The organism is Phyllobacterium brassicacearum, assembly GCF_003010955.1.
In the GTDB taxonomy this organism is placed as follows: domain Bacteria; phylum Pseudomonadota; class Alphaproteobacteria; order Rhizobiales; family Rhizobiaceae; genus Phyllobacterium; species Phyllobacterium brassicacearum.
In genome coordinates this window covers 376,646-402,178 of sequence record NZ_PGGO01000001.1, presented here as the reverse complement: position 1 = coordinate 402,178, position 25,533 = coordinate 376,646, and the positions used below count along the sequence as shown (strand labels likewise).

29 protein-coding genes are annotated in these 25,533 nt (G+C 57.2%); 19 read left to right on the top strand and 10 right to left on the bottom strand.

Translation table 11 applies throughout. The features are described from left to right. Positions 1–37: 37 nt before the first annotated feature. Positions 38–829, bottom strand: coding sequence for a L,D-transpeptidase (locus tag CU102_RS01985; RefSeq protein ID WP_106709266.1), 792 nt, complete (start codon positions 827–829; stop codon positions 38–40). A gap of 179 nt (positions 830–1,008) precedes the next feature. Here CU102_RS01985 and CU102_RS01980 point away from each other — a divergent pair, with 179 nt between their 5' ends. The 6 genes from CU102_RS01980 to msrA all read left to right on the top strand — a co-directional run bounded on the left by CU102_RS01980 (position 1,009) and on the right by msrA (position 6,435). After that, a complete protein-coding gene (locus tag CU102_RS01980; RefSeq protein WP_106709265.1) occupies positions 1,009–1,665 on the top strand; it encodes a DNA-3-methyladenine glycosylase I in 657 nt (218 codons plus the stop codon). Between the two features lie 109 nt (positions 1,666–1,774). Further along, positions 1,775–3,289, top strand: a complete 1,515-nt coding sequence (gene hisS / locus CU102_RS01975) for a histidine--tRNA ligase (protein WP_106709264.1) — start codon at positions 1,775–1,777, stop codon at positions 3,287–3,289. Positions 3,290–3,295: 6 nt separating this feature from the next. Further along, positions 3,296–4,426 carry an ATP phosphoribosyltransferase regulatory subunit gene (locus CU102_RS01970; RefSeq protein ID WP_106709263.1) on the top strand — a complete coding sequence of 377 codons (1,131 nt, stop codon included), beginning with the start codon at positions 3,296–3,298 and terminating at the stop codon, positions 4,424–4,426. Then, entirely contained in the window at positions 4,423–5,118 is a 696-nt protein-coding gene (hisG, locus tag CU102_RS01965) for an ATP phosphoribosyltransferase (protein ID WP_106709262.1), read from the top strand. The genes CU102_RS01970 and hisG overlap by 4 nt, the downstream gene beginning before the upstream one ends. A 115-nt stretch (positions 5,119–5,233) precedes the next feature. Continuing rightward, positions 5,234–5,728, top strand: a complete 495-nt coding sequence (gene msrB, locus CU102_RS01960; protein ID WP_106709261.1) for a peptide-methionine (R)-S-oxide reductase MsrB — start codon at positions 5,234–5,236, stop codon at positions 5,726–5,728. A gap of 17 nt (positions 5,729–5,745) precedes the next feature. After that, the gene (gene msrA / locus CU102_RS01955; protein ID WP_106709260.1) at positions 5,746–6,435 is read left to right on the top strand and encodes a peptide-methionine (S)-S-oxide reductase MsrA; all 690 of its coding nucleotides are present in this window, start codon (positions 5,746–5,748) and stop codon (positions 6,433–6,435) included. 58 nt (positions 6,436–6,493) lie between these two features. Here the strand turns inward: msrA and CU102_RS01950 are convergent, their stop codons facing one another. Further along, the gene (locus CU102_RS01950; protein ID WP_106709259.1) at positions 6,494–6,880 is read right to left on the bottom strand and encodes a DoxX family protein; all 387 of its coding nucleotides are present in this window, start codon (positions 6,878–6,880) and stop codon (positions 6,494–6,496) included. A gap of 109 nt (positions 6,881–6,989) precedes the next feature. Continuing rightward, a complete protein-coding gene (gene fumC, locus CU102_RS01945) occupies positions 6,990–8,381 on the bottom strand; it encodes a class II fumarate hydratase (protein ID WP_106709258.1) in 1,392 nt (463 codons plus the stop codon). A 289-nt stretch (positions 8,382–8,670) separates the two neighbouring features. Here fumC and CU102_RS01940 point away from each other — a divergent pair, with 289 nt between their 5' ends. Further along, a complete protein-coding gene (locus CU102_RS01940; RefSeq protein ID WP_106709257.1) occupies positions 8,671–9,081 on the top strand; it encodes an SRPBCC family protein in 411 nt (136 codons plus the stop codon). Between the two features lie 8 nt (positions 9,082–9,089). After that, the gene (locus CU102_RS01935; protein WP_106709256.1) at positions 9,090–9,443 is read left to right on the top strand and encodes a VOC family protein; all 354 of its coding nucleotides are present in this window, start codon (positions 9,090–9,092) and stop codon (positions 9,441–9,443) included. A 9-nt stretch (positions 9,444–9,452) separates the two neighbouring features. Here CU102_RS01935 and CU102_RS01930 read toward each other — a convergent pair whose 3' ends face one another. Together CU102_RS01930 and CU102_RS01925 are read right to left on the bottom strand one after the other, a co-directional pair. Next, positions 9,453–10,130 carry a glutathione S-transferase family protein gene (locus CU102_RS01930; RefSeq protein ID WP_106709442.1) on the bottom strand — a complete coding sequence of 226 codons (678 nt, stop codon included), beginning with the start codon at positions 10,128–10,130 and terminating at the stop codon, positions 9,453–9,455. A gap of 55 nt (positions 10,131–10,185) precedes the next feature. Further along, complete coding sequence (locus CU102_RS01925; RefSeq protein ID WP_106709255.1) at positions 10,186–10,746, bottom strand: NADPH-dependent FMN reductase; 561 nt, start codon at positions 10,744–10,746, stop codon at positions 10,186–10,188. Between the two features lie 89 nt (positions 10,747–10,835). On the opposite strand from CU102_RS01925, the gene CU102_RS01920 reads away from it, so the two are divergent. The 6 genes from CU102_RS01920 to arsH are packed head-to-tail and all read left to right on the top strand — an operon-like array spanning position 10,836 to position 14,360. Beyond that, entirely contained in the window at positions 10,836–11,243 is a 408-nt protein-coding gene (locus CU102_RS01920) for a winged helix-turn-helix transcriptional regulator (RefSeq protein ID WP_106709254.1), read from the top strand. Positions 11,244–11,303: 60 nt separating this feature from the next. Next, positions 11,304–11,663: an ArsR/SmtB family transcription factor gene (locus CU102_RS01915; protein WP_106709253.1), complete on the top strand. Its 360-nt coding sequence runs from the start codon at positions 11,304–11,306 to the stop codon at positions 11,661–11,663. Next, positions 11,656–12,180, top strand: coding sequence for an arsenate reductase ArsC (locus CU102_RS01910; RefSeq protein WP_106709252.1), 525 nt, complete (start codon positions 11,656–11,658; stop codon positions 12,178–12,180). Before CU102_RS01915 ends, CU102_RS01910 begins: the two co-directional genes overlap by 8 nt. Before the next feature lie 2 nt (positions 12,181–12,182). Then, the gene (arsB, locus tag CU102_RS01905) at positions 12,183–13,247 is read left to right on the top strand and encodes an ACR3 family arsenite efflux transporter (RefSeq protein WP_106709251.1); all 1,065 of its coding nucleotides are present in this window, start codon (positions 12,183–12,185) and stop codon (positions 13,245–13,247) included. Further along, positions 13,244–13,660, top strand: a complete 417-nt coding sequence (gene arsC, locus CU102_RS01900; RefSeq protein WP_106709250.1) for an arsenate reductase (glutaredoxin) — start codon at positions 13,244–13,246, stop codon at positions 13,658–13,660. The genes arsB and arsC overlap by 4 nt, the downstream gene beginning before the upstream one ends. Further along, entirely contained in the window at positions 13,653–14,360 is a 708-nt protein-coding gene (gene arsH / locus CU102_RS01895) for an arsenical resistance protein ArsH (protein ID WP_106709249.1), read from the top strand. Before arsC ends, arsH begins: the two co-directional genes overlap by 8 nt. Positions 14,361–14,429: 69 nt before the next feature. On the opposite strand, the gene groL is transcribed toward arsH, so the two are convergent. The 5 genes from groL to CU102_RS01870 form a co-directional block, all read right to left on the bottom strand. Then, positions 14,430–16,076, bottom strand: a complete 1,647-nt coding sequence (gene groL, locus CU102_RS01890; RefSeq protein ID WP_106709248.1) for a chaperonin GroEL — start codon at positions 16,074–16,076, stop codon at positions 14,430–14,432. Between the two features lie 63 nt (positions 16,077–16,139). Continuing rightward, entirely contained in the window at positions 16,140–16,436 is a 297-nt protein-coding gene (gene groES / locus CU102_RS01885; protein ID WP_027230208.1) for a co-chaperone GroES, read from the bottom strand. A 304-nt stretch (positions 16,437–16,740) separates the two neighbouring features. Further along, a complete protein-coding gene (locus CU102_RS01880; protein WP_106709247.1) occupies positions 16,741–17,055 on the bottom strand; it encodes an ArsR/SmtB family transcription factor in 315 nt (104 codons plus the stop codon). Continuing rightward, the gene (locus CU102_RS01875) at positions 17,052–18,074 is read right to left on the bottom strand and encodes a cation diffusion facilitator family transporter (protein WP_245425116.1); all 1,023 of its coding nucleotides are present in this window, start codon (positions 18,072–18,074) and stop codon (positions 17,052–17,054) included. Before CU102_RS01875 ends, CU102_RS01880 begins: the two co-directional genes overlap by 4 nt. Positions 18,075–18,192: 118 nt before the next feature. Continuing rightward, positions 18,193–18,897 (bottom strand): glutathione S-transferase family protein, encoded by a 705-nt coding sequence (locus CU102_RS01870; protein ID WP_106709246.1) that lies wholly within the window; start codon positions 18,895–18,897, stop codon positions 18,193–18,195. 136 nt (positions 18,898–19,033) lie between these two features. Between CU102_RS01870 and CU102_RS01865 the strand changes: the two genes are divergently transcribed. The 5 genes from CU102_RS01865 (at position 19,034) to ileS (ending at position 25,452) form a co-directional block, all read left to right on the top strand. Beyond that, positions 19,034–19,369 (top strand): winged helix-turn-helix transcriptional regulator, encoded by a 336-nt coding sequence (locus tag CU102_RS01865; RefSeq protein WP_106709245.1) that lies wholly within the window; start codon positions 19,034–19,036, stop codon positions 19,367–19,369. Positions 19,370–19,482: 113 nt separating this feature from the next. Beyond that, the gene (locus CU102_RS01860) at positions 19,483–20,331 is read left to right on the top strand and encodes a TIGR01459 family HAD-type hydrolase (RefSeq protein ID WP_106709440.1); all 849 of its coding nucleotides are present in this window, start codon (positions 19,483–19,485) and stop codon (positions 20,329–20,331) included. An 8-nt stretch (positions 20,332–20,339) separates the two neighbouring features. Continuing rightward, positions 20,340–21,320 (top strand): bifunctional riboflavin kinase/FAD synthetase, encoded by a 981-nt coding sequence (locus CU102_RS01855; RefSeq protein ID WP_106709244.1) that lies wholly within the window; start codon positions 20,340–20,342, stop codon positions 21,318–21,320. A gap of 100 nt (positions 21,321–21,420) precedes the next feature. Next, on the top strand, positions 21,421–22,263 hold the full coding sequence (locus CU102_RS01850) for a MipA/OmpV family protein (RefSeq protein WP_106709243.1): 843 nt from the start codon (positions 21,421–21,423) through the stop codon (positions 22,261–22,263). Between the two features lie 273 nt (positions 22,264–22,536). Beyond that, complete coding sequence (gene ileS / locus CU102_RS01845) at positions 22,537–25,452, top strand: isoleucine--tRNA ligase (RefSeq protein WP_106709242.1); 2,916 nt, start codon at positions 22,537–22,539, stop codon at positions 25,450–25,452. The last annotated feature ends 81 nt before the right edge of the window (positions 25,453–25,533 follow it).

Below are 25,533 nucleotides of genomic sequence, written 5' to 3'. Positions count from 1 at the left end.
CCCGGCACCGCCCCCGGTGCCGGCCCCCACTAACTCCTTATCTGACGATTACCTTGGTACCGACATTGACCCGCTCGTAGAGGTCTGTGACGTCTTCATTGCGCATGCGGATGCAACCACTGGACACCGCGTGGCCGATAGTCCACGGCGCGTTGGTGCCGTGGACCCGGTAGAGCGTTGAACCGAGATAGAGCGCGCGTGCTCCGAGAGGATTGGCGATACCGCCTTCCATATGAGCTGGTATGTAGTGGCCCTTCTGTCTCTCGCGTTCGATCATCGACGCAGGTGGATTCCAGTCCGGCCATTCAGCCTTACGGCTGATTGTATTGGTGCCCGACCAACCGAACCCTTCCTTGCCGACGCCAACGCCGTAGCGTTGGGCAGTCCCGCCTGCTTCGATCAGAAATAGAAAGCGTTGCGACGTGTCGATGACGATGGTGCCAGGCTTTTCCGGGCCATCATAGGCAACGGTCTGCGGTAGGAAACGCGGATCCATCGCCGGCTTTTTTGGCCGTTGTTCGCTGGCGGGTGGTTCGGGACGCTGGAATGAAACTTCGCGTACGGCGGGGTTTCCTGCGAGGTTCTGCCTGGCGGTTCGTCGGTCCCGCTGCTTGGCGACGCCACGCGACGGAGGTTCGCTGAAAACTACATAGTTGCGCGGATTGACTGGCGATCCCACCGGCCTTGCGCGCAATTGCATTACCCAGGGCGCCGAGAGGTCAGGGCTCATGACGACGGGCGCTCTCGTTGCATAGCGCTCGCTGGCCACAGCGCCTGTGGCCATGGCTGCGGTCAGACAGGTTGTCATGAGCAGTCGGGTAATTCTCATCTGTATTGTTCTCAGCGCACGCTGCTGACAGGGTTTGTCAGTTTTCGGATTGAGTTTGCCTGTGCTGAGGTAGAAAAAAGTGAATCAGGATCAATAAAATGCGATTCATTGCCGAAACTATTTGGTGTGGTTACCGGCAGGTTTGCAAATCTGGTTAACGATGGGAAAAGGGTGGCGACATGCAAGATGATACTCCGGTCAAGACCGGCCTGATCGCCGGCGAAGATGGTGACAACCGTTGTTTCTGGCCCGGAACCTTGCCGGAATATGTCCATTATCACGACTACGAATGGGGCAGGCCTGTCACCGACGACACCCGGCTCTTCGAGAAAATCTGCCTCGAAGGATTTCAGTCGGGGCTGTCCTGGCTGACGATCCTTCGCAAGCGCGAGAATTTCCGCAAGGCATTCGATGGCTTCGATTATCATCGCATCGCCCGCTACGGTGAGAAGGACGTGGATCGACTGCTTGCCGATGCCGGCATTATCCGTCATCGCGGCAAGATCAATTCCGCCATCAATAACGCCAAGCATGCCATTGAGCTCGTCAAGGAAACCGGGTCGCTTGCCGCCTATTTCTGGCAGTTCGAGCCGCCGGCAGACGAGCGCCCGAAGATCGTCGACTATCCGACGCTGATCGCCAATCCAACGTCGCCGACCTCGATCCGCCTGTCGAAGGATTTGAAGAGGCGTGGTTGGAGCTTTGTCGGCCCCACGACGATGTATGCGCATATGCAAGCGATGGGTTTGGTCAATGACCACATTGAGGGCTGCAAATGCCGCGAGGAGATCGAGCGTCTGCGCGCCAGGTTCAAACGACCGGTCCCGGCTTCATAGAGTGGAGTATCCTTCATCAGGATCATCAATCCTTGCCCTTGAAGCCTTGATAAGCTAGAGCAAACGCGCTCCGGCAATCGCTAGTTTTTCAAAGGTTTGGATCATCATCATGGCAACGAAGGCAGACAGGATAAAGGCGCGGCTGCCGCGCGGGCTCACAGACCGTGCGCCGGACGATCTGCGCGCTGCCGAAAGGATGATGGCTGAAATCCGCAAGGTCTATGAACTCTATGGCTTCGAGCCTGTCGAAACGCCGCTTATCGAATACACGGATGCATTGGGAAAGTTCCTGCCGGATCAGGATCGGCCGAACGAAGGCGTTTTTTCCTTCCAGGACGATGACGAGCAGTGGTTGTCGCTGCGCTACGACCTGACCGCACCGCTGGCGCGGTTTGTCGCCGAGAATTTCGAAAGCATCCCGAAGCCTTATCGCAGTTATCGCGCCGGCTGGGTGTTTCGCAACGAGAAGCCGGGTCCCGGCCGCTTCCGCCAGTTCATGCAGTTCGACGCTGACACAGTCGGTGCCCCATCCGTCTCGGCGGACGCTGAAATGTGCATGATGATGGCCGATGTGATGGAAGCGCTGGGAATCAAGCGCGGCGATTACGTTATACGCGTCAACAACCGCAAAGTTTTGGACGGCGTGCTTGATGCCATTGGCCTTGACGGAGACGAAAATGCCGGACAGCGCCTGAACGTGCTGCGTGCCATCGACAAGCTCGACAAGTTCGGGGTCGAAGGTGTCCGCGAATTGCTCGGCAAGGGCCGCCTCGATGAAAGCGGCGATTTCACCAAGGGCGCAGGCCTCAATGAAGCTGCCATCAAGCAGGTTTTGGATTTTACATCTGCCGGTGGTACTTCGGGCGGCGAAACCATTGCCAATCTGCAGAGTGTCATCGCTGGCAACGAAAAGGGCACTGAGGGCGTTGCAGAACTCGCTACGATCGAAGCGCTGTGTTCGGCCGCCGGCTATGAGGGCCGCGTCAAGATCGACCCCTCGGTTGTTCGCGGTCTCGAATACTACACAGGCCCGGTCTTTGAAGCTGAACTGACCTTCGACGTCACCAATGAAAAGGGCGAAAGCGTTGTCTTTGGCTCGGTTGGCGGCGGTGGACGCTACGACGGCCTTGTTTCACGCTTCCGCGGGGAGCCTGTGCCTGCGACCGGAATTTCGATTGGCGTATCCCGTTTGATGACGGCGCTTAAGAACCTCGGCAAGCTGGATACGTCCGACAATATCGGACCGGTCGTCATCCTGGTCATGGACCGGGATACGACCAGCCTCGGCCGCTACCAGGCGATGGTTTCAAACCTGCGGCAAGCGGGTATTCGTGCAGAGATGTATCTTGGCGGTTCGGGCATGAAGCCACAGATGAAGTACGCCGATCGCCGCGGCGCCCCTTGCGTTGTCATCCAGGGCTCGCAGGAGCGTGACAATGGCGAGGTGCAGATCAAGGATCTGATCGAAGGCGCTCGCCTCGCAGCGGAAATCGAGGACAATGTGACCTGGCGCGAAAGTCGCCCGGCGCAGATCACCGTCAAGGAGATCGACCTCGTCGCCGAAGTACGCAAGATACTTGAGGCGCAGGCCGAGGACCGCGCCAATGCCTCGAAGACCGTGTAACCGCTGATGACCGGCTCTCGCGCTCCCGCCTTTTCTGCTGAACTCGCCGCGCTGATTTCAGGTCGGGATGCGGAGCTTGTCGACATCCCGGTCATACAGCCTGCCGATCAATTCCTCGACATGGCCGGTGAGGACCTGCGTCGCCGCATCTTCCTTACTGAAAACGAGAATGGGACTAGCCTGTGCCTGCGGCCGGAGTTTACCATCCCGGTCTGCCGCAACCACATCGAGCTGAATGCTGCGACGCCGAAGCGATATGCCTATCTCGGTGAAGTATTCCGCCAGCGTCGCGAGGGTGGCAATGAATTCTTCCAGGCCGGCATCGAGGATCTCGGCGATGCCAACCGGGCCAGAGCCGACTCGCGTTCGCTGGCCGACGCGCTGGCGGCAATCCGCCTTGTCGCACCGCATGCGGAGCTCGAGACCTTGCTCGGTGATCAGGCCATTTTTGAAGCCGTGCTGGCGGCACTCGGGCTGCCGCGAGGCTGGCAGAAGAAGCTGGCGCGCGCCTTCGGCAATCCCGGACAATTGAAGGCATTGCTGGCAGATCTTTCTTCAGACCGTCAAAATAGTGCGCTGCCCGATCGTCTCGCCACACTCGTGGCAAAGAGTGATGAAGCAAAGCTCGCCATAGAACTTGAACAGGATATGCAGGCGGCCGGCATTTCGCCGGGCGCAGGGCGTGCGCCGATCGAGATCGCGCGCCGCTTGATCGAGAAGGCCGCACTGGCCTCCGTTAAGTTGCCGGGCAAGGCATTCTCTGCCCTGGAAACCTTCCTTGCCATCCGGGTACCACTTCAAACGGCTGCCGGACAACTGCTTGCCTTTGCGCGTGCCAACGAGTTTGACCTCGGTCCGGCACTCGAGCAGTTCGAGGCGCGCGCAGCTTCTGTCATCGAAGCTGGCATCGGGCATGAAACCATTGTTTACGACGCTGCCTTCGGCCGCCCGCTCGACTACTACACCGGGCTGGTTTACGAGACCCGCGCGCTGGAACATCCCGAACTGGGCGCTATCGTTGGCGGCGGGCGCTACGACCGGCTGCTGACCATGCTCGGCGCCATGGGCTCAATTCCGGGCGTCGGTTTTTCCATCTGGCTCGACCGGCTTGAGCAGATTGCCGGAGATGCGCAATGACAATCACCTTAGCGCTCCCTTCCAAGGGCCGTCTCAAGGAGGAGGCGCTTGGAGTCCTAAAGAATGCCGGGCTGAGCGTGATCCTTCCCAAGGACCAGCGCAACTATCGGGCACAAGTAAAGGGCGAAAGCCAGATCGACATCCTGTTTCTTTCCGCCTCGGAGATCGCCCGTGAGCTTGGCTACGGCAGCGTTGATCTCGGGGTGACAGGCGAAGACCTGATCCGCGAAACCCTGTCTTCCGCTGACGAACGGGTGCAGATTGAGGCCCAGCTAGGCTTTGGTCATGCGGACGTTGTCGTTGCTGTACCGGAGGTTTGGTACGATGTGTCGACGATGGCGGATCTCGACGACGTTGCCGCCGATTTCCGCCAACGCCACGGCCGTCGCTTGCGCATCGCCACCAAATACTGGCGACTGACGCAGCAGTTCTTCTCGCAGATGCATGGCATCCAAGTCTATCGCATTGTCGAGAGCCTGGGTGCGACCGAGGGTGCTCCGGCCTCCGGCTCCGCCGACATTATTGTCGATATCACCTCGACAGGCTCGACGCTGCACGCCAATCATCTCAAGGTGCTGGACGACGGAGTGATCCTGAAGTCGCAAGCGTGTCTCGTTTCGTCTCGCGACACAGCGGACATCAAGGCGGTTGAAGAGCTCACCCGGCGTATCAAGGCCGCATTGGCAGGCTGATCCCTATCAACTCTATGTGATGTAGGGCCGGTTCTGTAACCTTTGCGGCGGACCATACGTATTTCCCTGCGGAAGACCGGAAGAAGTTCGGTATAATCACGTTGGGAGATTAGTCATGATGACACGTCGAACGCTCTTTGGCGGTGTGTTGGCAGGGCTTGGCGCATTCGTGGCGACGCGGTTTGCAGAAGCGCCGACCGCCCGTGCGGCAGGTACTTTTGAAGTCGAGCACACTGACGCCGAGTGGAAGAAGCTGCTAACTCCGGAGCAATATCATGTGTTGCGCGAGGAAGGCACCGAGAGGCCATTCACCAGCCCGCTCAACCATGAGAAGCGCAAGGGCACATTTGCCTGCGCTGGCTGCGATTTGCCGCTGTTTGATTCAGACACCAAATTCGAGAGTGGCACGGGGTGGCCAAGCTTCTGGTTGCCCATCAAGGGCTCGGTCATCGAAATATCAGACAATTCATTTGGCATGACGCGCACGGCGGTCGAATGCCATCGCTGCGGCGGTCACCTCGGTCACGTCTTCGACGACGGGCCGAAACCCACCGGTCTGCGCTATTGTATGAACGGCGTCGCCCTGAAATTCAAACCGGCAGCAGCCTGAGCTCAAAGGATATCCCTATGAAACTTCATCACCTATTGATCGCTGCAAGCATCATGCTGCCTCCGGGCCTCGCACTTGCCGGCGAAACGGTCACCATAGTCCCGCCGCCTGCACTCGATCAGAAAACGTCGGCAAAGTCCCAAACCGTCGTTCTTGCGGGCGGCTGCTTCTGGGGTGTCCAGGGCGTTTACCAGCACATGAAGGGCGTAACCAGCGCGGTGTCCGGCTATTCGGGCGGCAATAAGCAAACAGCAAACTATGACGCCGTAACTGGCGGCGATACTGGTCATGCCGAGTCAGTCGAAGTGACCTTCGATCCGACGGTCGTCAGCCTCGGGAAGATACTGCAGGTCTATTTCTCGGTTGTCCACAATCCAACCGAATTGAACCGGCAGGGCCCGGATTCCGGGACACAATACCGATCGGCCATTTTCACGACCAGCGCAGAGCAGGCAGAAATCGCCAAGGCCTATATAGCGCAGATCGGCAAGGCCAAGGCCTACTCGAAACCGATTGTCACAACAGTCTCGTCGCTGGAGAAGTTCTACCCGGCCGAAGCCTATCACCAGGACTATGCGACGATCCATCCATCGCAGCCCTATATCGCCTACTATGATCTGCCCAAGATCGAGAACCTGAGCAAGCTGTTTCCCAAGGACTACCGGGCAAAGCCACTTCTAGTCGGCCAGGCGAAGGCTTCGAACTGAATCGCTGAAACAAAAAAGGCCGCATAGAGCGGCCTTTTTTCTATCGGTATAACGTCGATCAGCCGCGCTTGGCGTCGATCGAAAGTGCACCCGCGCCGTGCTGGGCAAGAACGAAGAAACCGCCGGCGATGGCGAGGTTCTTGAAGAAGTTGATCTGGTTGGCCTGATCAAACGGCACGAGATGACCGACAAATGCCGCGCCAATGGTGAAAAGACCTAACAGGATCGCAGCATAGCGGGTCTGGAAGCCGACGAGGACGGCCAGTCCACCGAGAAGCTCGACCAGACCGACGATGACAGCCGTGACTGTTGGCAGAGGCAGGCCTTTGGAGGCGAAATAGCCCGCTGTGCCCGCAATGGCGGTCAGCTTGCCGAAGCCGGCGGGGATGAACAGGATCGCAAGCAGGATACGGCTGACAAGCGTAACAATGGCATTGTTGGACATAAGAAAACTTCTCCGGGGTTTGTTGTGACCGCCTAGTAGCTAAATCCGATTGTCAAGCAAAGCCACTATTTTCTCGACAGATTGTTCACAATAGAATGATTTTCCAATGTTACTCTGGGGCAATCATCCGTTCTGGTCGAACAAGGCGATCATAATCCTCGGCCGAGACATGACCGCTGGCGAGTGCCTCCTCGCGCAAGGTCGTGCCATTCTTGTGAGCGGTCTTGGCAATCTTCGCTGCGTTATCATATCCGATCGCCGGTGCCAGTGCTGTCACAAGCATCAGCGAGCGTTCAAGCAGATCCTTGATACGAACTTCATCCGCTTCGATACCTTCGATGCAATTGTCGGCAAAGGAGACCATGGCATCGGAGAGAATACGGATCGACTGGAGAACATTGAGCGCAACTACAGGCTTGAATACATTGAGTTCGAAATGGCCTTGGCTGGCAGCAACGGTCACGGTGGTGTTGTTGCCGAACACTTGCGCGGCCACCATGGTCAGAGCTTCGGCTTGAGTCGGGTTGACCTTGCCTGGCATGATCGATGAGCCCGGTTCGTTTTCGGGCAGTTTCAATTCACCAAGGCCGGAGCGAGGACCGGAGCCGAGGAAGCGGATGTCATTGGCAATCTTGAACAGATCAGTCGCAAGCGCATTCATGCTACCGTGGAAGTTCGTGAGTGCGCCGTGGCTTGCCAGCGCCTCGAATTTGTTCGGGGCAGTTTTAAAGGGGAGGCCGGTGATATCGGATACGGCTTCGGCGAAACCCGTGTCAAAACCTACGGGCGCATTGAGACCAGTGCCCACCGCTGTACCGCCCTGCGCCAGCAGGAAGATATCGGCAAGGCCTTGTTCAACACGCGTGCGGGCAAATTCCAGCGCAGCGCGGTAGCCGGAGAATTCCTGGCCCAGTGTGACTGGTGTGGCGTCCTGAGTGTGGGTACGGCCGATCTTGATGATATTGGCAAACGCCTTTTCCTTCTTGGCCAAGGCTGCAGTCAGATGCTCCAGCGCAGGATAGAGGCGTTCGGTTGCCTCAATTGCGGTCGCGATATGAATCGCAGTCGGGAATGTGTCATTCGACGACTGGCTCATATTGACGTGGTCATTTGGATGAACAGGCTTCTTGGAGCCCTTGGTTCCGCCGAGCATCTCGATCGCACGATTGGAGATAACTTCATTTGCGTTCATGTTCGATTGTGTGCCCGAACCCGTCTGCCAGACAACAAGCGGGAAGTGGTCATCGAGCTTGCCTTCAATGACTTCTTCGGCAGCGACCGTGATGGCACGGCCGATCACCTCATCGAGCTTGCCCAGCGCCATATTGGTTTCGGCGGCGGCCCGCTTTGCAATGCCAAGAGCTCTCACCAGTGGGATCGGCATCCTCTCGCCGCCAATCTTGAAATTATGCAGGGAGCGCTCTGTCTGCGCGCCCCAATATTTGTCTGCTGCCACTTCGATGGGACCAAAAGTATCTGTTTCGGTACGGGTAGAGCTCATCGTGTATTTTCCTGTTGGGAGTTGGCATGAGCACTACTGCGAAGCTTTGCCAGAGGCAAGGTTCGAGCATGGAATGTTCCGGTGGAATTCACTCGCCTTCAGGATAAAATCGATTATAGACCGTGCGGCCAAACATTGCTTCACGCGCATGTTGCGCCCGACCGCGGCTCTTGCCGGTGCCGTCCGATCACGCTCGAACAACAATTTGCTGCCTGATTGGCCTTTTTGATCAAGACAGATAGTCTTTAGGCGCATAAAATTGTCTTCAGCATTGTGGGGAGGACAAACCATGGCCACGCATGAAGCGCGAACCCTTCAGATTTCCATCGGGCGCAACTGGCGCGATGTCTACGATTACGCCAGCGTTCCGGACAACCTGCCGAAATGGGCGTCAGGTCTGACATCCGGCTTGCAAAAATCCGGGGACGAATGGCTGGCAGATGGCCCAGCCGGCAAACTCAGACTGAGATTTGCCCCGCCCAACAAATTAGGCGTTCTTGATCATTGGGTAACCACCGAAACCGGTGAGGAGGTCTATATCCCATTACGGGCAGTTGCCAACGGCGAAAGCTGCGAGGTGATCTTCACGCTTTTCCGGCTGCCAGGCATGGATGATGAGAAGTTCGCCGCTGATGCCGCATGGGTAATGGGCGACCTGCAAAAGCTCAAGGATCTGCTCGAAGCGCAACTGATAGAGTGAGGAATGATATGGCCAGTTCAGGCAAGGACAGACGCATCGATTATATCGAGTTCAATGTCAGCGACATCGCACGCGCCCGTCAATTCTACGGCGAAGCGTTTGGCTGGACGTTCACGGATTACGGTCCGAGTTACTGTGAATTTTCTGATGGCGGGCTGAAGGGCGGCTTTACGACTGAAGGTAAAGTTGGATCGGGCGGGCCGCTGATCATCCTCTTTGCTGACGATCTTGCGGATACGCTCAGGCAAGTCGAGAAAGCTGGAGGACAGATCGTCAAGCCTGTCTTTACTTTTCCTGGCGGTCGGCGCTTTCATTTCGCCGACCCGGATGGATATGAACTTGCAGTCTGGTCAGACAAATAGAGTCGCTGATCAGGCTGCCCGAGTCAGCATGTAGGCATCGTACCTTTCCATGAACTCGCGCAGCAGCTGCGGGTATTCCGGAGTGACCGCGCCTTTCACGCTGGGGCGTGCAGCAAGTGCTTTGCGCCATGCCTGAACCTTGGGGTAGTTGGAGAACACGCCAAGATCAACGATCTCGTCGAAAGTATCGAAGTACCGGAAGATCGGCGCGTAGACTGCATCAACGAGACTGAATTTAGCACCTGTGAAGAACGGGCCCTCGCCCAGCACGTCTTCAACGCGGCCGAATTTCTCAACAAGCGCCTTGCGCTTTTCTTCGAACACACTCGCCTCTTTCGTCGTTTCCAGGCCCCAGATGTCGGAGAGGATCGAGGAGCCATATTCCATCCAGCCGCGATGACGGGCGCGAGTGAGTGCGTCTTCCGGGTGCAGCCGCCGCCCGGGCTGGCTCTCATCGATATATTCCGCGATCACGGAACTTTCGAACAGGATGGCCTCGCTGCCATCTGCCTGCGGCACCTGAAGCAGCGGGACCTTGCCGAGCGGCGAAATTTTCAGAAACCAGTCCGGTTTGTGCTGCAGATCGATGTAGATCTTCTCGAATGTCACGCCTTTTTCGGCAAGAGCAATGGCTGCACGTTGTACATAGGGACAAAGAAGATGGCTGATAAGGGTAAGCGACGGCATGATATCCTCCACAGAACAGTGAGAGGAGCGGCTGCAAAGCAGCCGCTCCGTACGATTAGGCCGCGCGGGCAGCCTTCAAAGCATTCGTCCACCAGACGAGCTGGTCGAGTTGATTGGTTGCTGCTTCGTTAAGGTGAGCGTAATCGCCAAGCTTCTTCTCGCCTTTGATTACGGTCAGGTATTCTGCGTAGGAGATATGCACGCCAGTCTTCACCGAGGCTGAGCCCATCTCCACGAATACCAAACGAAGCTGCTCGATCGCGCGAGCTCCGCCCACGCCGCCATAGCCGACAAAGCCAACTGGCCGCTGCGTGAATTCACCCAGGTCGATCGCGTTCTTCAGAACCGCGGTCGGTCCGTGATTATATTCCGCGACTGTAACAACGAACCCGTCGAATTCACGCAGCTTCTTCTTCCATACCTCCGCGGTTTCGTTCTGTGCTGTTGTCGTACGTTCTTCACCGAAGAAGTTCATCGGATAGTCGAGCAGATCGATGATCTCGACCTCGACGTCCCCTCGGTTGCCGGCAAGTTCAGCGATCCATTTGGCAGGAAATTCGGCAAATCGGCCGATACGAGTACTGCCGACAATGATGCCGATTTTAGCTTTTGCCATGTTCAGAATTCCTTTGTCTTGGGGTGGTAACAATTTGTGACCGGCGCTATATAAGTGACTGTTCGAAATCGTCGCAAGGAGGCACTTTTTTGAAACCAGATCACTTTGAAGTAACCCCCGCATGTACGGCGGTTCATCATCTTTTGGCGCGTGTTGGCGACAAATGGACTGTGATGGTCGTGAAATATCTCGGTAATGGTTCAATGCGGTTCAATGAGCTGAAGCGCACCATCGACGGGATCTCGCAGAAGATGCTGACGAGCACATTACGCGGGTTGGAACGCGACGGGTTTGTCACACGGACGGTCTTTCCCACCATTCCACCACGGGTGGATTACGAGCTGACCGACCTCGGGCGTGATCTTCTCGTGCCGGTCAAGGCGCTCGGTGATTGGGCGATCAAGAATGAGCAGCGCGTCCGGGAAGCCCGCGCGCGCTTTGATGCTGCGCGTGCCGGGAAGGAACATCATTCGCCGTTCGCAGACGCTGCCGAATAGCATTTGCGAAGCGGGTGAGAGGAAGTTGATGTATATCGATAAATCTGGTTTTCTAGATATATGGATATTAATAATGCACTTGAAGCGCTTGACGCCATTTCTCAATCCACAAGGCTGGATATCTTTCGCTTGCTTATCAGGGCTGGAGAGAGCGGGCTCGCTGCCGGTGAAATTGCCGAGGCTATTGACGGACGGCAAAACACCACCTCGACCAATCTCTCGATCCTTGCCAGATCCGGATTGATTGGTGCGGAACGGGATGGCCGGAACGTCATCTATCGCGCAAATCACGCCGTGATTCGTGATCTCATAGCGTTCCTGCTTGAGGATTGCTGCGGGGGACAGCCCGAAATCTGTGCACCTCTGCTGCAGTCATTATCTTGTCTCAACACAACTTCGGGAGCCTGCTGCGATGCCTGACGCTTATAATGTGCTGTTTTTATGCACCGGGAATTCAGCCCGTTCGATCATTGCCGAATCCATCCTCAATACGGAGGGCAAGGGTCTCTTCAGGGCTTACTCTGCAGGAAGTCAGCCTAAAGGCACGGTACACCCGATGGCCCTGAAAGTCCTGGATGCCATGGGCTATCCGAACGAGGGCTTTAGCTCGAAGAGCTGGGATGTCTTTGCGGCGTCCGACGCCCCGCAGATGGATTTCATCTTCACGGTCTGCGACGATGCTGCAGGAGAGTCTTGCCCCGTCTGGCCGGGCCATCCGATGACAGCCCATTGGGGTATCGAGGATCCTGCCACATTCGAAGGAAGCGAAATCGACAAGGAGACTGCCTTCTCGACCGCTGCGCGCTATCTGAAGAACCGCATCATGTCGTTTCTCAATCTACCGCTGGAATCGATTGATCACATGTCCTTGCACACGCATCTGCACGGTATCGGCTCGCTCGATGGATCAACGGCCGCCAGGCGACAGGCCACCTGATCATGTCCTTATTCGGGCGTTATCTGACCCTTTGGGTTAGTCTCTGCATCTTTGCCGGCATCGGACTTGGCCATCTGATGCCAGGAGTTTTTCATGCTATCGGGTCGGCCGAGATTGCCAGGGTCAACATCCCGATCGCAGTCTTGATCTGGTTGATGATCATCCCGATGCTGTTGCGGGTCGATTTTGCAGCTTTGAGGCAGGTGGGGCGCTTCTGGCGCGGCATCAGCGTCACGCTTTTCATCAACTGGGTCGTGAAGCCATTCTCCATGGCCCTTCTTGGCTGGCTCTTCATCGGCTGGCTTTTCCGGCCATATCTGCCGGACGCACAGATCGATTCCTATATCGCAGGTCTGATCATTCTTGCGGCAGCACCGTGCACGGCCATGGTTTTCGTCTGGTCGAACCTCACAAGGGGAGAGCCCAATTTCACCTTGAGCCAGGTGGCGCTGAACGATGCCATCATGATCGTGGCTTTCGCGCCTGTTATCGGACTGCTGCTCGGGCTCTCTTCCATCACGGTGCCGTGGGATACGCTCGTCATCTCCGTCATTCTCTACATCGTCGTACCGGTCATCGTGGCGCAAATTCTTCGGAGACGCATTCTGGATGGAAAGGGCGAGGGTGCTCTGAACGATGTTCTGAAAATTATCCAGCCTTATTCCCTCCTTGCGCTGCTTGCCACCCTTGTCCTCCTGTTTGGCTTTCAGGGCGAGCAGATCATTGCACAGCCGCTGATCATCGCTTTGCTCGCCGTTCCGATCCTTATTCAGGTCTATTTTAACTCGGGCCTGGCTTATCTGCTTAATCGCGTCTCGGGCGAGCAACATTGTGTAGCCGGTCCGTCGGCGTTGATCGGCGCCGGCAACTTCTTTGAATTGGCGGTCGCCGCCGCCATCAGCCTCTTCGGCTTCACGTCGGGTGCAGCGCTTGCTACGGTTGTTGGCGTACTTATCGAAGTTCCCGTCATGCTGTCAGTCGTATGGATCGTCAATCGCAGCAAAGACTGGTACGAGCGCGGCCCCGCCGTGAGCGGTAAACTGAAACCCGAGAGTGTATCCCGATGACTATCACGATCTATCATAATCCTGCCTGTGGCACCTCACGCAATGTCCTCGAAATGATCCGTCAGAGCGGAGAGGAACCGGTAGTCATCAACTATCTGAAAGCGCCGCCGAGCCGGGAGAAGATCGTGGAGTTGATCGCAGCGATGGGCGGCAGTGTTCGTAGTATTCTGCGAGAACGGGGAACACCTTATGCCGAGCTCAACCTGGACGACCCGAAATGGAGCGATGACCAACTCATCGATTTCATCGGTGAGCATCCGATCCTTATGAACCGTCCGATTGTTGTGACCCCCAAGGGGACGAAGCTGTGCCGTCCGTCTGAACTGGTGCTGGAATTGCTTGATAATCCCATGGAGCAATTCACCAAGGAGGATGGCGAGGTTGTAACGTCGAAGGGAAGGGACCGTGTCTGACCTTCCGAATGTGGACAGTGGAAGCTTCGACGCAATCGACAGGGAAAAACTGTCCGTCCCGTTTTCAGCCCATGCGCCGCGTATCCTTCTGCTCTACGGCTCGCTGCGGGAACGGTCCTATAGCCGGTTTCTCGCGCGGGAGGCCGAGCGTCTGTTGAAAGCCCTCGGGGCAGAAACCCGAGTGTTCGATCCCTCCGGTCTGCCGCTTCCCGACGGAGCACCGAGCAATCACCTCAAAGTTCAGGAACTACGTGAACTCTCTCTTTGGTCGGAAGGACAGGTCTGGGTCAGCCCGGAGCGGCACGGAGCGATGTCGGGCGTGATGAAATCCCAGATTGATTGGATACCCCTTGCCATGGGGTCGATCCGCCCGACGCAGGGGCGGACGCTTGCTGTGATGCAGGTTTCCGGCGGCTCGCAGTCTTTCAACGCAGTAAACCAGATGCGGGTTTTGGGGCGCTGGATGCGGATGATTACCATCCCCAATCAATCATCGGTTGCCAAAGTTTACCAGGAGTTTGACGAGGCCGGGCGTATGAAACCGTCATCCTATTACGACCGGGTTGTCGACGTGACGGAGGAATTGGTCAAATTTACTCTTTTGACGCGCGGTGCATCATCTTACCTGACCAGCCGTTACAGCGAGCGCAAGGAAGATGCGGCGAAACTGGAAGAGCGCGTAAAGCTCAACTCGATCTGAACGAAACTGCTCAACAAAAAAAGGCGGGTCGAAACCCGCCTTTTTCTTACATCGCTGGGACAGGACTTCTTAGAAGTCCATGCCGCCCATGCCGCCCATTCCGCCGCCTGGCATCTGGGGAGCGCCGCCATTGTCCTTCTTCGGAGCTTCGGCGATCATGGCTTCGGTGGTGACGAGAAGACCAGCTACCGACGCCGCGTCCTGCAGAGCAGTACGGACAACCTTGACCGGATCGACGATGCCGAGAGCGATCAGATCGCCATACTCGCCGTTTGCAGCGTTGTAGCCGAAGGTTTCTTTCTTGTTGTCGAGGATCTTGCCGATAACGATGGAAGCTTCATCACCTGCGTTGGTAGCGATCTGGCGAGCCGGAGCCTGCAGAGCGCGACGAACGATGTTGATGCCGGCGTCCTGATCGGCATTGGCACCCTTGAGGGTAAGACCAGCCGAAGCACGCAGGAGTGCAACACCACCGCCAGGAACGATGCCTTCTTCGACAGCCGCACGGGTTGCGTTGAGGGCGTCGTCGACGCGGTCCTTCTTTTCCTTCACTTCAACTTCCGTTGCACCGCCAACGCGGATAACGGCAACGCCGCCAGCGAGCTTAGCAAGACGTTCCTGTAGCTTCTCGCGGTCGTAGTCGGAAGTGGTTTCTTCGATCTGCTGCTTGATCTGGCCGACGCGGGCGTTGATTTCGCCCTTCTTGCCATTGCCGTCAACGATCGTGGTGTTTTCCTTGGTGATCGACACCTTCTTGGCGCGGCCGAGCATGTCGAGCGTAACGCTTTCGAGCTTGATGCCGAGATCTTCGGAAATGACCTGGCCGCCGGTAAGGATGGCGATGTCTTCCAGCATGGCCTTGCGGCGATCGCCGAAGCCAGGAGCCTTGACAGCAGCAATCTTCAGGCCGCCGCGCAGCTTGTTGACCACGAGCGTAGCAAGTGCTTCGCCTTCAACGTCTTCAGAAATGATAACGAGCGGCTTGGAGGTCTGAACGACAGCTTCAAGAACCGGCAGGAGAGCCTGGAGGTTCGAGAGCTTCTTCTCGTGGAGAAGAATGTAGGCGTCTTCGAGGTCAGCAACCATCTTCTCAGGGTTGGTGACGAAGTAAGGCGACAGGTAGCCGCGGTCGAACTGCATGCCTTCAACGACTTCGAGCTCGGTGTCAGCCGTCTTGGCTTCTTCAACGGTGATGACGCCTTCGTTGCCAACCTTCTGCATCGCCTTGGCGATCATTTCACCGATTTCGGCTTCGCCGTTTGCAGAGATAGTGCCAACCTGCGCAACTTCTTCCGAGGTCTTGATCTTCTTGGCGCTCTTGCCGAGCTGCTTGACGACTTCAGCAACAGCAAGGTCGATGCCGCGCTTCAGATCCATCGGGTTCATGCCAGCAGCAACAGCCTTGCCGCCTTCCTGAACGATAGCCTGGGCAAGAACAGTAGCAGTCGTGGTGCCGTCGCCGGCGATGTCGTTCGTCTTCGAAGCGACTTCACGAACCATCTGTGCGCCCATGTTCTCGAACTTGTCTTCAAGTTCGATTTCCTTGGCAACGGTCACACCGTCCTTGGTGATGCGCGGAGCGCCGAAGGACTTGTCGATGACAACGTTACGACCCTTCGGGCCGAGCGTTACCTTGACAGCATCTGCAAGGATATTGACGCCGCGCAGCATGCGCTCACGCGCGTCGCGGCTGAATTTGACTTCTTTGGCAGCCATTTTATCTCTCCTGGGGTTGATCCCGGTTTGATGAATATTTGTTGAGTATGGAGCAGTCGGCGATTAGCCGAGGATGCCCAGAATGTCGGATTCCTTCATGATCAGCAGGTCTTCGCCGCCGATCTTGACTTCCGTACCGGACCACTTGCCGAACAGGATCAAATCGCCTGCCTTGACATCGAGTGGTACGAGCTTGCCGGCTTCGTCACGAGCGCCGGTGCCTACAGCGATGACTTCGCCTTCCTGTGGCTTTTCCTTGGCAGTATCCGGAATGATGATGCCGCCTGCAGTCTTTGCTTCGGATTCGACGCGGCGCACAACGACGCGGTCATGAAGCGGGCGGAACTTGGTTTTGGCCATGGTTAGAACCCTTGATGTTGGTGTCAAAACGATGTCGCGAACAGCTGGCCATTCGCGTTATTAGCACTCGGCGTGGGTGAGTGCTAACTGCGGCCGGAGATAGTGGGATGGCGCTGAAGAGTCAAGGGAAAGCATCGCTTAAATCTTTTTCTACGAGCCGGAAATTCCGGAAAGGTCACTGTCAGCAAATGCGACAACGGCGACTCATTCCACACAAATGTGAAACGACGATGAAGCAGTGAAGTTGCAGTGGTGGATATCAGCGTAGTCACGGACGGCAATGATACAAGCGGTCCGGAAGGTCCTATTCCTCGCCGCTTTCTTCGCATACGTGATGGGCCATATCGACGAGCATGTCGCTGACGTGCTTGTCGGCAAGTTCGTAGAAGATTTGCTTTGCCTGCCGGTTGCCACGCACCAGCCGTGCACCGCGCAGCAGTCGCAGGTGATGGCTGACGAGCGACTGCGAAAGGTCGAGGCTTGCCGCGATGTCACCCACTGACCTTGGTGATTCCAGACAGAAGAACAGGATACGCAGGCGCGTTGAATCGCCGAGCAGGCGGAATGTTTCGGCCAGGATCGTCGTATCAAGCTGAGAGGGGACCGTCGGCTTGCTCAATGCTTGTGGCCTTCGTGACTATGGGCATGGACCCCATGATCGTGATCGCTGTGGTCGTCTTCGTCATGATGATGGCTGTGGCCATGATCGTTGCCTGCGGTCGCATTCGCCCCAAGACAGCAATCATCGGCGGCGGTATCCGGCCAATCGATGGCGATGGTCGCGTGCTCGATGTCGAACTTCGCCACTAGTTCCTTCTCGACAGCCTTCACCAGGAGTCGCGGGTCGGCATCCGGCTGCGGCTGCACGTGCAAAGTGGCCAAGGCCTTGCCGGATGTGATCATCCAGACATGCACGTGGCGGACATTGGCAAGACTGGGAACTGTGCTCTTCAGGTATTGCTCTATCTCCTCTGGCGCGGCATTTGCCGGCGCACCTTCGAGAAGGATATGCAATGAATTTCGCAACAGTGCCCAGGCACTGCGCAGGATCAGCAGGCAGACGAAGACCGAGAGGATCGGGTCGATCGGCGTCCACCCTGTATAGTAGATAACAATGGCGGCGATGATTGTGCCAACGGAGCCGAGCAGATCGCCGAGGACATGCAGCACGGCGCCCTTGATATTGACGTGTTCACTATCGCCGCGGGTCAGGATCCAGAACACTGCCATGTTGACCAGCAGTCCGATCGTTGCCACCACAAGCATTGGACCGGCCAGAACTTCACCCGGATTGCGGAAGCGATCGATCGCTTCGATCGTGATCCAGACCAGAATGGCGAAAAGTGCAATGGCGTTTATCAATCCGGCAATGACTTCGAACCGGAGATAACCGAAGGTTCGGCGTTCGTCTGCCGCGCGCTTGCCAAAATGAAATGCTGCAAAGGCGAGGGCGAGGGCGGCGGCATCGGTCACCATGTGGCCGGCATCGGCAATCAGAGCGAGTGAGCCCGACAGCAGCCCGCCAATGACCTCGACGATCATGAACACGAAGGTAATGAAGAAGGCAATCAGAACCTTGCGCTGATTGTCCGTGGTGATTTTCGGTGTGTGATCGCGACCTTCGTGGGAATGCGCCATGGCTCGCTCTTTCATTTGACGAACATATCGATACTTGTTCATATGTATGTTGTCAATTGGAAGCACGCTGCCCATTGATCCACCGGCGTTTGGCCGATGGATCGGGGTCGAAATGCGCTCAGGCCGCGAGGCGCGGCGCGATGTCATCAAGTCCGATGTGGCCGAGGAACTGGCCGCTTGAGACGGCCGGTTTGCCGTCCTCGATGGCATGGGCGAAGATCACCGCCTTGTCGGCCTCGAGCTTATGCAGATAGCCGTAAAGTTCCGGATATTCACGCTTCAGGTCGAAAAGCTGCAGGTCCTCTCCCCAGCGGGCTATGCCAATGAGATAGGCATCGGCGATTGTCTTGTTCTCACCGACGAGCCATTCGCGGCCGCTCAGGTGCGACTGCAGGAAAGAATAGCCCTCCGCTGCTTTCTCCCGAGCCAGGTCACGCAGCAACTGGATAGCCGGGTCGCCTTCCATAAGCTTGAAAGCCGTCCAGGCCGGTGCAAAGGCCGAGTGGAAGCTCGTATGCAAATAGGCGAGCATCTGGTTAAGCCGGTCGTGCCCTTCCGTTCCCTGAGCGAAGCCCAACTTCCGGGTGAGATCACGTGCAGCGATGTTCTGCAGGATAGCGAAGCTCTCGCTGAGCGGCTTGCCATTTTCCAGAAGCAGTGTGGGCGTCTGCTGCTTGCTGTTGAAGCGTGCGTAGATGTTGCTTTTCGACTTTGCCAGCATGTCGATCCGGCTCAGGCGATACGGTTGTCCGAGCCATTCGAGAGCAACGATCGATCCGAAGGAGCAGCCATGCGGCACTCCATAAAACAGTACAGGTTCCATTTTCCAATTCCTCGAATTTGAGTTGTCGAACCGCGGTGAAAAGCAACATGGCGATGGCGGTTACTATTGTAAAGAAGGCACAAAAATGTCATGATGGTACAAATTTTATACCAACATAACAAACGGTTAGAACGAAATGAAAGAACTGGTTTCGCATTGCCCCGTGGAGAACGCCATGCTGGTGCTTGCCGGACGCTGGCGTATCCTGCTGATCTATTATCTGCTGGAAGGCACGAAGCGCTTCAGCGATCTCCGCCGCGACATGCCTAAGATTTCGCAGCGTATGCTGACGCTGGACCTGCGGGCGCTCGAAGAAGCGGGCTATGTGAGACGGACCGTCTTTCCCGAAGTTCCGGTGCGTGTCGAATACAGTCTCACCGAGGAGGGGCAGCGGCTGCGAACGCTGGTCGACGTGCTCGGCGAATGCGGTGAACGGCTAACGCGGCGTCGCGCCACGAAGGCGGCAGCCTGATCTAACCCTGACAATACAATCCCGCGTGACACGATTGGCCTGATCGGCTAAGCGATGGCATCTCCCGGACCTGGGGTCACTACCCGTCTTCTGAAAGGATTGGCATGAACGCCATGCTACATTTGCAGCGCCTCGACGCATTGATGGATCGCTATGATGTGCTTCTGTGCGACGTCTGGGGTGTTCTGCACAATGGTGTCGATTCGTTTACGTCCGCGTCTGAAGCCTTGTCGCGCGCGCGTCAGGCCGGTCTGACAGTCGTGCTCATCACCAATGCGCCGCGCCCTTTTGCCGGTGTGGCTCAACAGATCCACTCTCTCGGCGTGCCCGAGACGTCCTATGACCGCATCGTGACTTCAGGCGATGTGACGCGCGAGCTGATCCGGAACGCGCCGCGCCATGTGTTCCATCTCGGACCGGATCGCGACGAAAGCCTGTACGACGGCCTGGATATTGAGCTCGTGGAAGAGCGCGAAGCTGACGTCGTCGTTTGCACGGGCTTTTTTGACGATGAGACGGAAACGCCGGAAGACTATTCCGAGATGCTGACCCGCTTTCGCTCGCGCAATATGCCCTTCATCTGTGCCAACCCGGATATCGTCGTCGAGCGCGGTGATCGGTTGATCTGGTGTGCCGGCGCGCTCGCCCGCGATTATGGTCAGCTTGGCGGTCGTACCTTGATTGCAGGCAAGCCGCATCGCCCCATCTACGACGCCGCGGTTGCTGCCGCCGAAGAAGTTCGGGACAAGTCCGTCGATCGTTCCCGTGTCCTTGCCATCGGCGATGGTATGCTGACGGACATCAAAGGTGCCGACCTCTTTGGGATAGACGCGCTCTATATCTCCGGGGGCATTCACGCAGGCGATTACGTCATGGGCGGTGTTCACGATCTTGAAAAGATGCTCGCTTTTCTCGAAAAGCATGGCAGCAATCCCGTGGCGACCATGCCCGCTCTGGCCTGAGGAATGTGATGCCCATCCTTCGATTGACCGATCCGTCCCATTTGCCCGAACATCTCAAAGGCGCAGTCGTGGCAATCGGCAATTTTGATGGCGTGCATCGTGGTCATCAGGCTGTGCTTGAGCGTGCACTGGAAGCGGCGCACGGTGTAAAGAAACCCTCGCTCGTTCTGACCTTCGAACCCCATCCACGCAGCGTGTTCGTCCCCGACCAGCCGGTCGACCGGCTGACACCGGCTCCGGAAAAGGCGTTGATACTGGAAGCACTCGGCTTCGATGCGGTCATCGAATGCCCCTTCACACGCGAATTCTCGCAATTGACTGCCGATGTCTTTGTTGACCGAATTCTGGTTGGCGGCCTGGCTGCCAGCCGTATCGTCACCGGGTTCGATTTCCATTTCGGCAGGAATCGCCAGGGCGGTCCGGCATTCCTGATGGACGCGGGCGAAAAACGCGGTTTTCACGTCACCTTAGTCGACGCTTTTCGCGATGAGGGTGGACAGGCGATTTCTTCCAGCCGCATCCGCGAACTTTTCGGTGAAGGGGAGGTCGTCGAAGCTGCGGGCCTCCTTGGCTATCGCCACCGCATTCGGGCTGAGGTCATAGGCGGCAGGAAGCTTGGCCGCACGATCGGATTCCCCACGGCCAATATGGTTCTGCCACCCGAAACTCATTTAAAGCACGGCATATACGCTGTGCGTTTCCGCCGTGCGGACGGCACGCTTTACGATGGCGTTGCAAGCTTCGGCCGCCGGCCGACGGTCGATACTGACGGCGAACCACTGCTCGAAACCTACGTCTTCGATTTCAGCGGCGATCTCTACGGCGAAAGCTGCGCTGTGTCATTCTTTGGTTATTTGCGCGGCGAGGAGAAATTCGACGGTCTGGAGCCGATGATGCAGCAGATCAAGCGTGATGAAGAGGAAGCACGGGCACTTCTGCAGGGTGTGCGGCCATTGTCAGCCCTCGACCAGAGGATCAATTTCGATTGATTGGTAAATTGTTTACCAAGAGAATGAAGCCAATTTTATCTATCTTTCAGTAGTTTGCCCCAAAGCTTGCCACCTCCCAGGCAGGTCCCGGAGTGATTTCATGTCTATTCGTCTTATTGGCGCTCTCTCGAGCGCATTGTTTTTTGCGGGTTCAACAGCAGTTCTTGCCGATGAGTATTATCCGGACAATCAGCCAACCAGCAGTACCCGCGGCGATCATTGGTGGTCAGGCGACTGGTATCTGACACTCGGCGCGAAAGGGTTCGTCGCGCCCCGCTATGAGGGCGCCACCGAGTACCTCCTGAGAGCGGCTCCGGTCATTTCACTCGGCCGTGCGGGAAGATCGGTTCGCTTTTCGTCGCTCAACGACAATGCCTCGATCGGCTTTGTTGACACAGGTGTCTTCCGTGCCGGTCTTACGGGCAAGTTGATCACTGGCCGTGACGACGGCGATTCCGACGACCTCAAGGGACTGAACGATGTCGACTGGGGATTCGAGCTCGGTGGGTTTGCCGAGTTCTACCCGACAGATAATATTCGGGGCCGTGTCGAGGTGCGTCGTGGTATTGGCGCCCACGACGGCGTCGTGGCCGATGTCTCAGTCGATGCCTTCAAGGACCTGACGGAGACCGTTCGCGTTTCGGCTGGTCCGCGCGCCACCTTCGCAACCGAGGAATACTTCCAGGAATATTATGGTGTGAACGCGACCGAGTCGGCTGCATCGGGCCTCAAACAGTATTCGCCGGGCGGCGGGCTGAAATCTTTGGGCATCGGCGGCCAGATCACCTGGCAGACGACCGACAAGGTCACCACCAGCGCCTATGCCGAATACAACCGCCTGATGGGACCGGCGGCTGACTCAAGCCTTGTGAAGGAACGCGGTTCAGCTAATCAGGCCACTTTCGGCTTGCAGGCGACGTACCGTTTCGATTTCTCGCTGTAGATAGTGCAAGGCAGCGCACGCGAAGTTTATTGCGGCTGCCTCTTTATTCTCGCAGGCTTGATTGCTAAAAGCGCGGTCATGAAAACCGTTTGCTGGACTAATGCATTGTCCATACCTATTCAGACGATACGAATTACTGGCCCGGCCTTACCGCGTTCCTGAAGCCTCGGCTTGCGGTGCGGAAGGTCCGGGAGGCGCTCTTGCGCTTTATTGTGATTTCTTCAAATCCATGCCTGCTGCGATCACGCGCGGGCCTTTGTACAAGCTGGAAAAATGACCGATACGTCCACGACAATAGACTATTCGAAAACCCTCTATCTGCCGCAGACGAATTTTCCGATGCGTGCGGGCCTGCCCGCCAAGGAACCGGAGTTCGTTGCACGCTGGCAGGAGATGAACCTCTACAGGAAGCTGCGTGAGGAGGCGAAGGGGCGCCCGCTCTATGTCCTGCATGACGGCCCGCCCTATGCCAATGGTAACATCCATATCGGCCACGCGCTGAACAAGATCCTCAAGGACGTCATCACCCGTTCGTTCCAGATGCGCGGCTACGATTCCAATTATGTGCCTGGCTGGGATTGCCATGGCCTGCCAATCGAATGGAAGATCGAGGAGCAGTACCGCGCCAAGGGCAAGGACAAGGACGACGTGCCGATCAACGAGTTTCGCAAGGAATGCCGTGAGTTCGCTACCCACTGGATCAAGGTCCAGTCTGGCGAGTTCAAGCGGCTCGGCATTGAAGGCGATTTCGACAATCCCTATACCACCATGGCTTTCCACGCCGAGAGCCGCATCGCCGGCGAACTTCTGAAGTTCGCGATGTCGGGCCAGCTCTATCGTGGCTCCAAGCCGGTCATGTGGTCGGTGGTCGAACGCACGGCACTCGCCGAGGCTGAAGTTGAGTATGCTGATATCGAAAGCGATACGATCTGGGTAAAGTTCCCCGTGGTTAAGGGGCCGGAGGATCTTGGGCAGGCCCATGTCGTCATCTGGACGACGACGCCTTGGACCATCCCCGGCAATCGCGCTGTGAGCTACTCGCCGCGCGTTGCTTATAGCCTTTATGAAGTCGAGTCGGTCGAGAATGATTTTGGTCCTCGTCCAGGCGAGAAGCTGATCTTTGCCGACGCTCTCGCCGAAGAATCGGCGATAAAAGGCAAGATGACGTTCAAACGCATCAGGACGGTTTCGGCTGATGAGCTTGCGTCGCTGACGCTTGCCCATCCATTCCACGGTCTCGGCGGCGGTTACGAGTTTGCGGTTCCCATGCTCGACGGCGATCACGTTACCGACGACGCCGGCACGGGCTTCGTTCACACCGCACCCGGCCATGGCCGCGAGGACTTTGAAGCCTGGATGAATGCAGCACGCGACCTCGAAGTGCGTGGCATTTCTCCCGCAATTCCCTTCGCGGTTGACGATGCAGGTTACTATACCAAAGACGCTCCGGGTTTCGGTCCTGATCGCGAGGGCGGCGCTGCTCGTGTCATCGACGACAACGGCAAGAAGGGCGACGCCAACAAGGTCGTCATCGAAGAACTCATCGCCCGCAACATGCTCTTTGCCCGTGGCCGTCTGAAGCACTCGTACCCGCACTCCTGGCGCTCGAAGAAGCCGGTGATCTTCCGCAACACGCCGCAATGGTTCGTCTACATGGACAAGGACCTCGGCGACCAGACCACGTTGCGTTCACGTGCGCTCAGCGCGATCGACGAAACGCGCTTTGTGCCGGCGGGCGGCCAGAACCGGCTGCGTGCCATGATCGAAGACCGGCCAGACTGGGTCCTGTCGCGTCAGCGTGCCTGGGGTGTGCCGATCTGTGTCTTCGCTGATGAAAACGGCAATGTCCTGCAGGACGAGGCGGTCAACGCGCGCATTCTTGCAGCGTTCGAAGAAGAAGGCGCTGACGCATGGTTCGCCGAAGGCGCGCGCGAGCGCTTCCTCGGGGAAAAGGCGAACGAGCCGTGGACGCAGGTGCGCGACATTCTCGATGTCTGGTTCGACTCAGGATCTACCCATGTCTTCACTCTGGAAGACCGGCCGGATCTGAAGTGGCCCGCTGATGTCTATCTTGAAGGTTCGGACCAGCATCGTGGCTGGTTCCATTCTTCGCTCCTGGAAAGCTGCGGCACGCGTGGCCGCGCGCCGTACAATACGCTCGTCACCCATGGTTTCACCATGGACGAGGAAGGGCGCAAGATGTCGAAGTCGCTCGGCAATACGGTGACTCCGCAGGATGTGATCAAGGATTCCGGCGCGGATATCCTGCGTCTCTGGGTGATGACGACGGACTATTGGGAAGACCAGCGCCTCGGCAAGAACATTATCCAGACCAATATCGACGCCTACCGCAAGCTCCGCAACACAATCCGCTGGATGCTCGGAACACTCGCGCACGACGAGGGCGACGAGATCGCCTATGCCGACATGCCTGAGCTTGAAAGGCTCATGCTGCACCGCGTCGCGGAACTCGATGAGCTGGTACGTTCGGGCTATGACGCGTTCGAGTTCAAGCGGATTACCCGTGCGTTGATCGACTTCATGAATGTCGAGCTCTCGGCGTTTTATTTCGACGTTCGCAAGGATGCGCTCTATTGCGATGCACCGTCGAGCACCAGGCGCAAGGCCGCGTTGCAGGTCGTGCGCCACCTTTTCGATCGCATTGTCACCTGGTTGGCACCGATGCTGCCGTTCACCACCGAGGAAGCATGGCTTGAACTGCACAAGGATGCAGTATCGGTCCATCTTGAGCAGTTCCGTGATACGCCTGCAGAATGGCGGAACGAACAGCTTGCCGCCAAGTGGCGCAAGGTGCGCGATGTCCGCCGCGCCGTTACCGGTGCGCTGGAACTCGAACGTGCAGACAAGCGCATTGGCTCGTCGCTCGGGGCCGCCCCTGTCGTCTTCATCACGGATCCCGAATTGCTTGCGGCGGTGAAGGATATCGACATGGCCGAAGTCTGCATCACCAGTGCAATCACGATCAAGGACGAAACTCCTCCCGCGAACGCATTCGTTGCCGAAGATGTCAAAGGCGTTGCGGTCGTCCCAGAACGTGCAACGGGCACAAAATGCGCCCGTTCGTGGCGTTATACCCACGACGTTGGCTCGGACGCCGCTTATCCCGACGTTTCGGCGCGTGATGCCGCTGCCTTGCGTGAACTGGCTCAACTCGGGAAGTTGGCTTGAATAAAGATGTAAAGATGGCGGGTCACGATTTCTGTGATCCGCTTCATTCTTAACAAAATCTTTCATCGGCTTGCTTAATAT

Bases quoted from the DNA above. Each gene is read 5' to 3' on its own strand.
- CU102_RS01985 (WP_106709266.1), bottom strand. From the start codon at position 829: ATGAGAATTACCCGACTGCTCATGACAACCTGTCTGACCGCAGCCATG.
- CU102_RS01980 (WP_106709265.1), top strand. From the start codon at position 1,009: ATGCAAGATGATACTCCGGTCAAGACCGGCCTGATCGCCGGCGAAGAT.
- hisS (WP_106709264.1), top strand. From the start codon at position 1,775: ATGGCAACGAAGGCAGACAGGATAAAGGCGCGGCTGCCGCGCGGGCTC.
- CU102_RS01970 (WP_106709263.1), top strand. From the start codon at position 3,296: ATGACCGGCTCTCGCGCTCCCGCCTTTTCTGCTGAACTCGCCGCGCTG.
- hisG (WP_106709262.1), top strand. From the start codon at position 4,423: ATGACAATCACCTTAGCGCTCCCTTCCAAGGGCCGTCTCAAGGAGGAG.
- msrB (WP_106709261.1), top strand. From the start codon at position 5,234: ATGATGACACGTCGAACGCTCTTTGGCGGTGTGTTGGCAGGGCTTGGC.
- msrA (WP_106709260.1), top strand. From the start codon at position 5,746: ATGAAACTTCATCACCTATTGATCGCTGCAAGCATCATGCTGCCTCCG.
- CU102_RS01950 (WP_106709259.1), bottom strand. From the start codon at position 6,880: ATGTCCAACAATGCCATTGTTACGCTTGTCAGCCGTATCCTGCTTGCG.
- fumC (WP_106709258.1), bottom strand. From the start codon at position 8,381: ATGAGCTCTACCCGTACCGAAACAGATACTTTTGGTCCCATCGAAGTG.
- CU102_RS01940 (WP_106709257.1), top strand. From the start codon at position 8,671: ATGGCCACGCATGAAGCGCGAACCCTTCAGATTTCCATCGGGCGCAAC.
- CU102_RS01935 (WP_106709256.1), top strand. From the start codon at position 9,090: ATGGCCAGTTCAGGCAAGGACAGACGCATCGATTATATCGAGTTCAAT.
- CU102_RS01930 (WP_106709442.1), bottom strand. From the start codon at position 10,130: ATGCCGTCGCTTACCCTTATCAGCCATCTTCTTTGTCCCTATGTACAA.
- CU102_RS01925 (WP_106709255.1), bottom strand. From the start codon at position 10,746: ATGGCAAAAGCTAAAATCGGCATCATTGTCGGCAGTACTCGTATCGGC.
- CU102_RS01915 (WP_106709253.1), top strand. From the start codon at position 11,304: ATGGATATTAATAATGCACTTGAAGCGCTTGACGCCATTTCTCAATCC.
- CU102_RS01910 (WP_106709252.1), top strand. From the start codon at position 11,656: ATGCCTGACGCTTATAATGTGCTGTTTTTATGCACCGGGAATTCAGCC.
- arsB (WP_106709251.1), top strand. From the start codon at position 12,183: ATGTCCTTATTCGGGCGTTATCTGACCCTTTGGGTTAGTCTCTGCATC.
- arsC (WP_106709250.1), top strand. From the start codon at position 13,244: ATGACTATCACGATCTATCATAATCCTGCCTGTGGCACCTCACGCAAT.
- groL (WP_106709248.1), bottom strand. From the start codon at position 16,076: ATGGCTGCCAAAGAAGTCAAATTCAGCCGCGACGCGCGTGAGCGCATG.
- groES (WP_027230208.1), bottom strand. From the start codon at position 16,436: ATGGCCAAAACCAAGTTCCGCCCGCTTCATGACCGCGTCGTTGTGCGC.
- CU102_RS01875 (WP_245425116.1), bottom strand. From the start codon at position 18,074: ATGGCGCATTCCCACGAAGGTCGCGATCACACACCGAAAATCACCACG.
- CU102_RS01870 (WP_106709246.1), bottom strand. From the start codon at position 18,897: ATGGAACCTGTACTGTTTTATGGAGTGCCGCATGGCTGCTCCTTCGGA.
- CU102_RS01865 (WP_106709245.1), top strand. From the start codon at position 19,034: ATGAAAGAACTGGTTTCGCATTGCCCCGTGGAGAACGCCATGCTGGTG.
- CU102_RS01860 (WP_106709440.1), top strand. From the start codon at position 19,483: ATGCTACATTTGCAGCGCCTCGACGCATTGATGGATCGCTATGATGTG.
- CU102_RS01855 (WP_106709244.1), top strand. From the start codon at position 20,340: ATGCCCATCCTTCGATTGACCGATCCGTCCCATTTGCCCGAACATCTC.
- CU102_RS01850 (WP_106709243.1), top strand. From the start codon at position 21,421: ATGTCTATTCGTCTTATTGGCGCTCTCTCGAGCGCATTGTTTTTTGCG.
- ileS (WP_106709242.1), top strand. From the start codon at position 22,537: ATGACCGATACGTCCACGACAATAGACTATTCGAAAACCCTCTATCTG.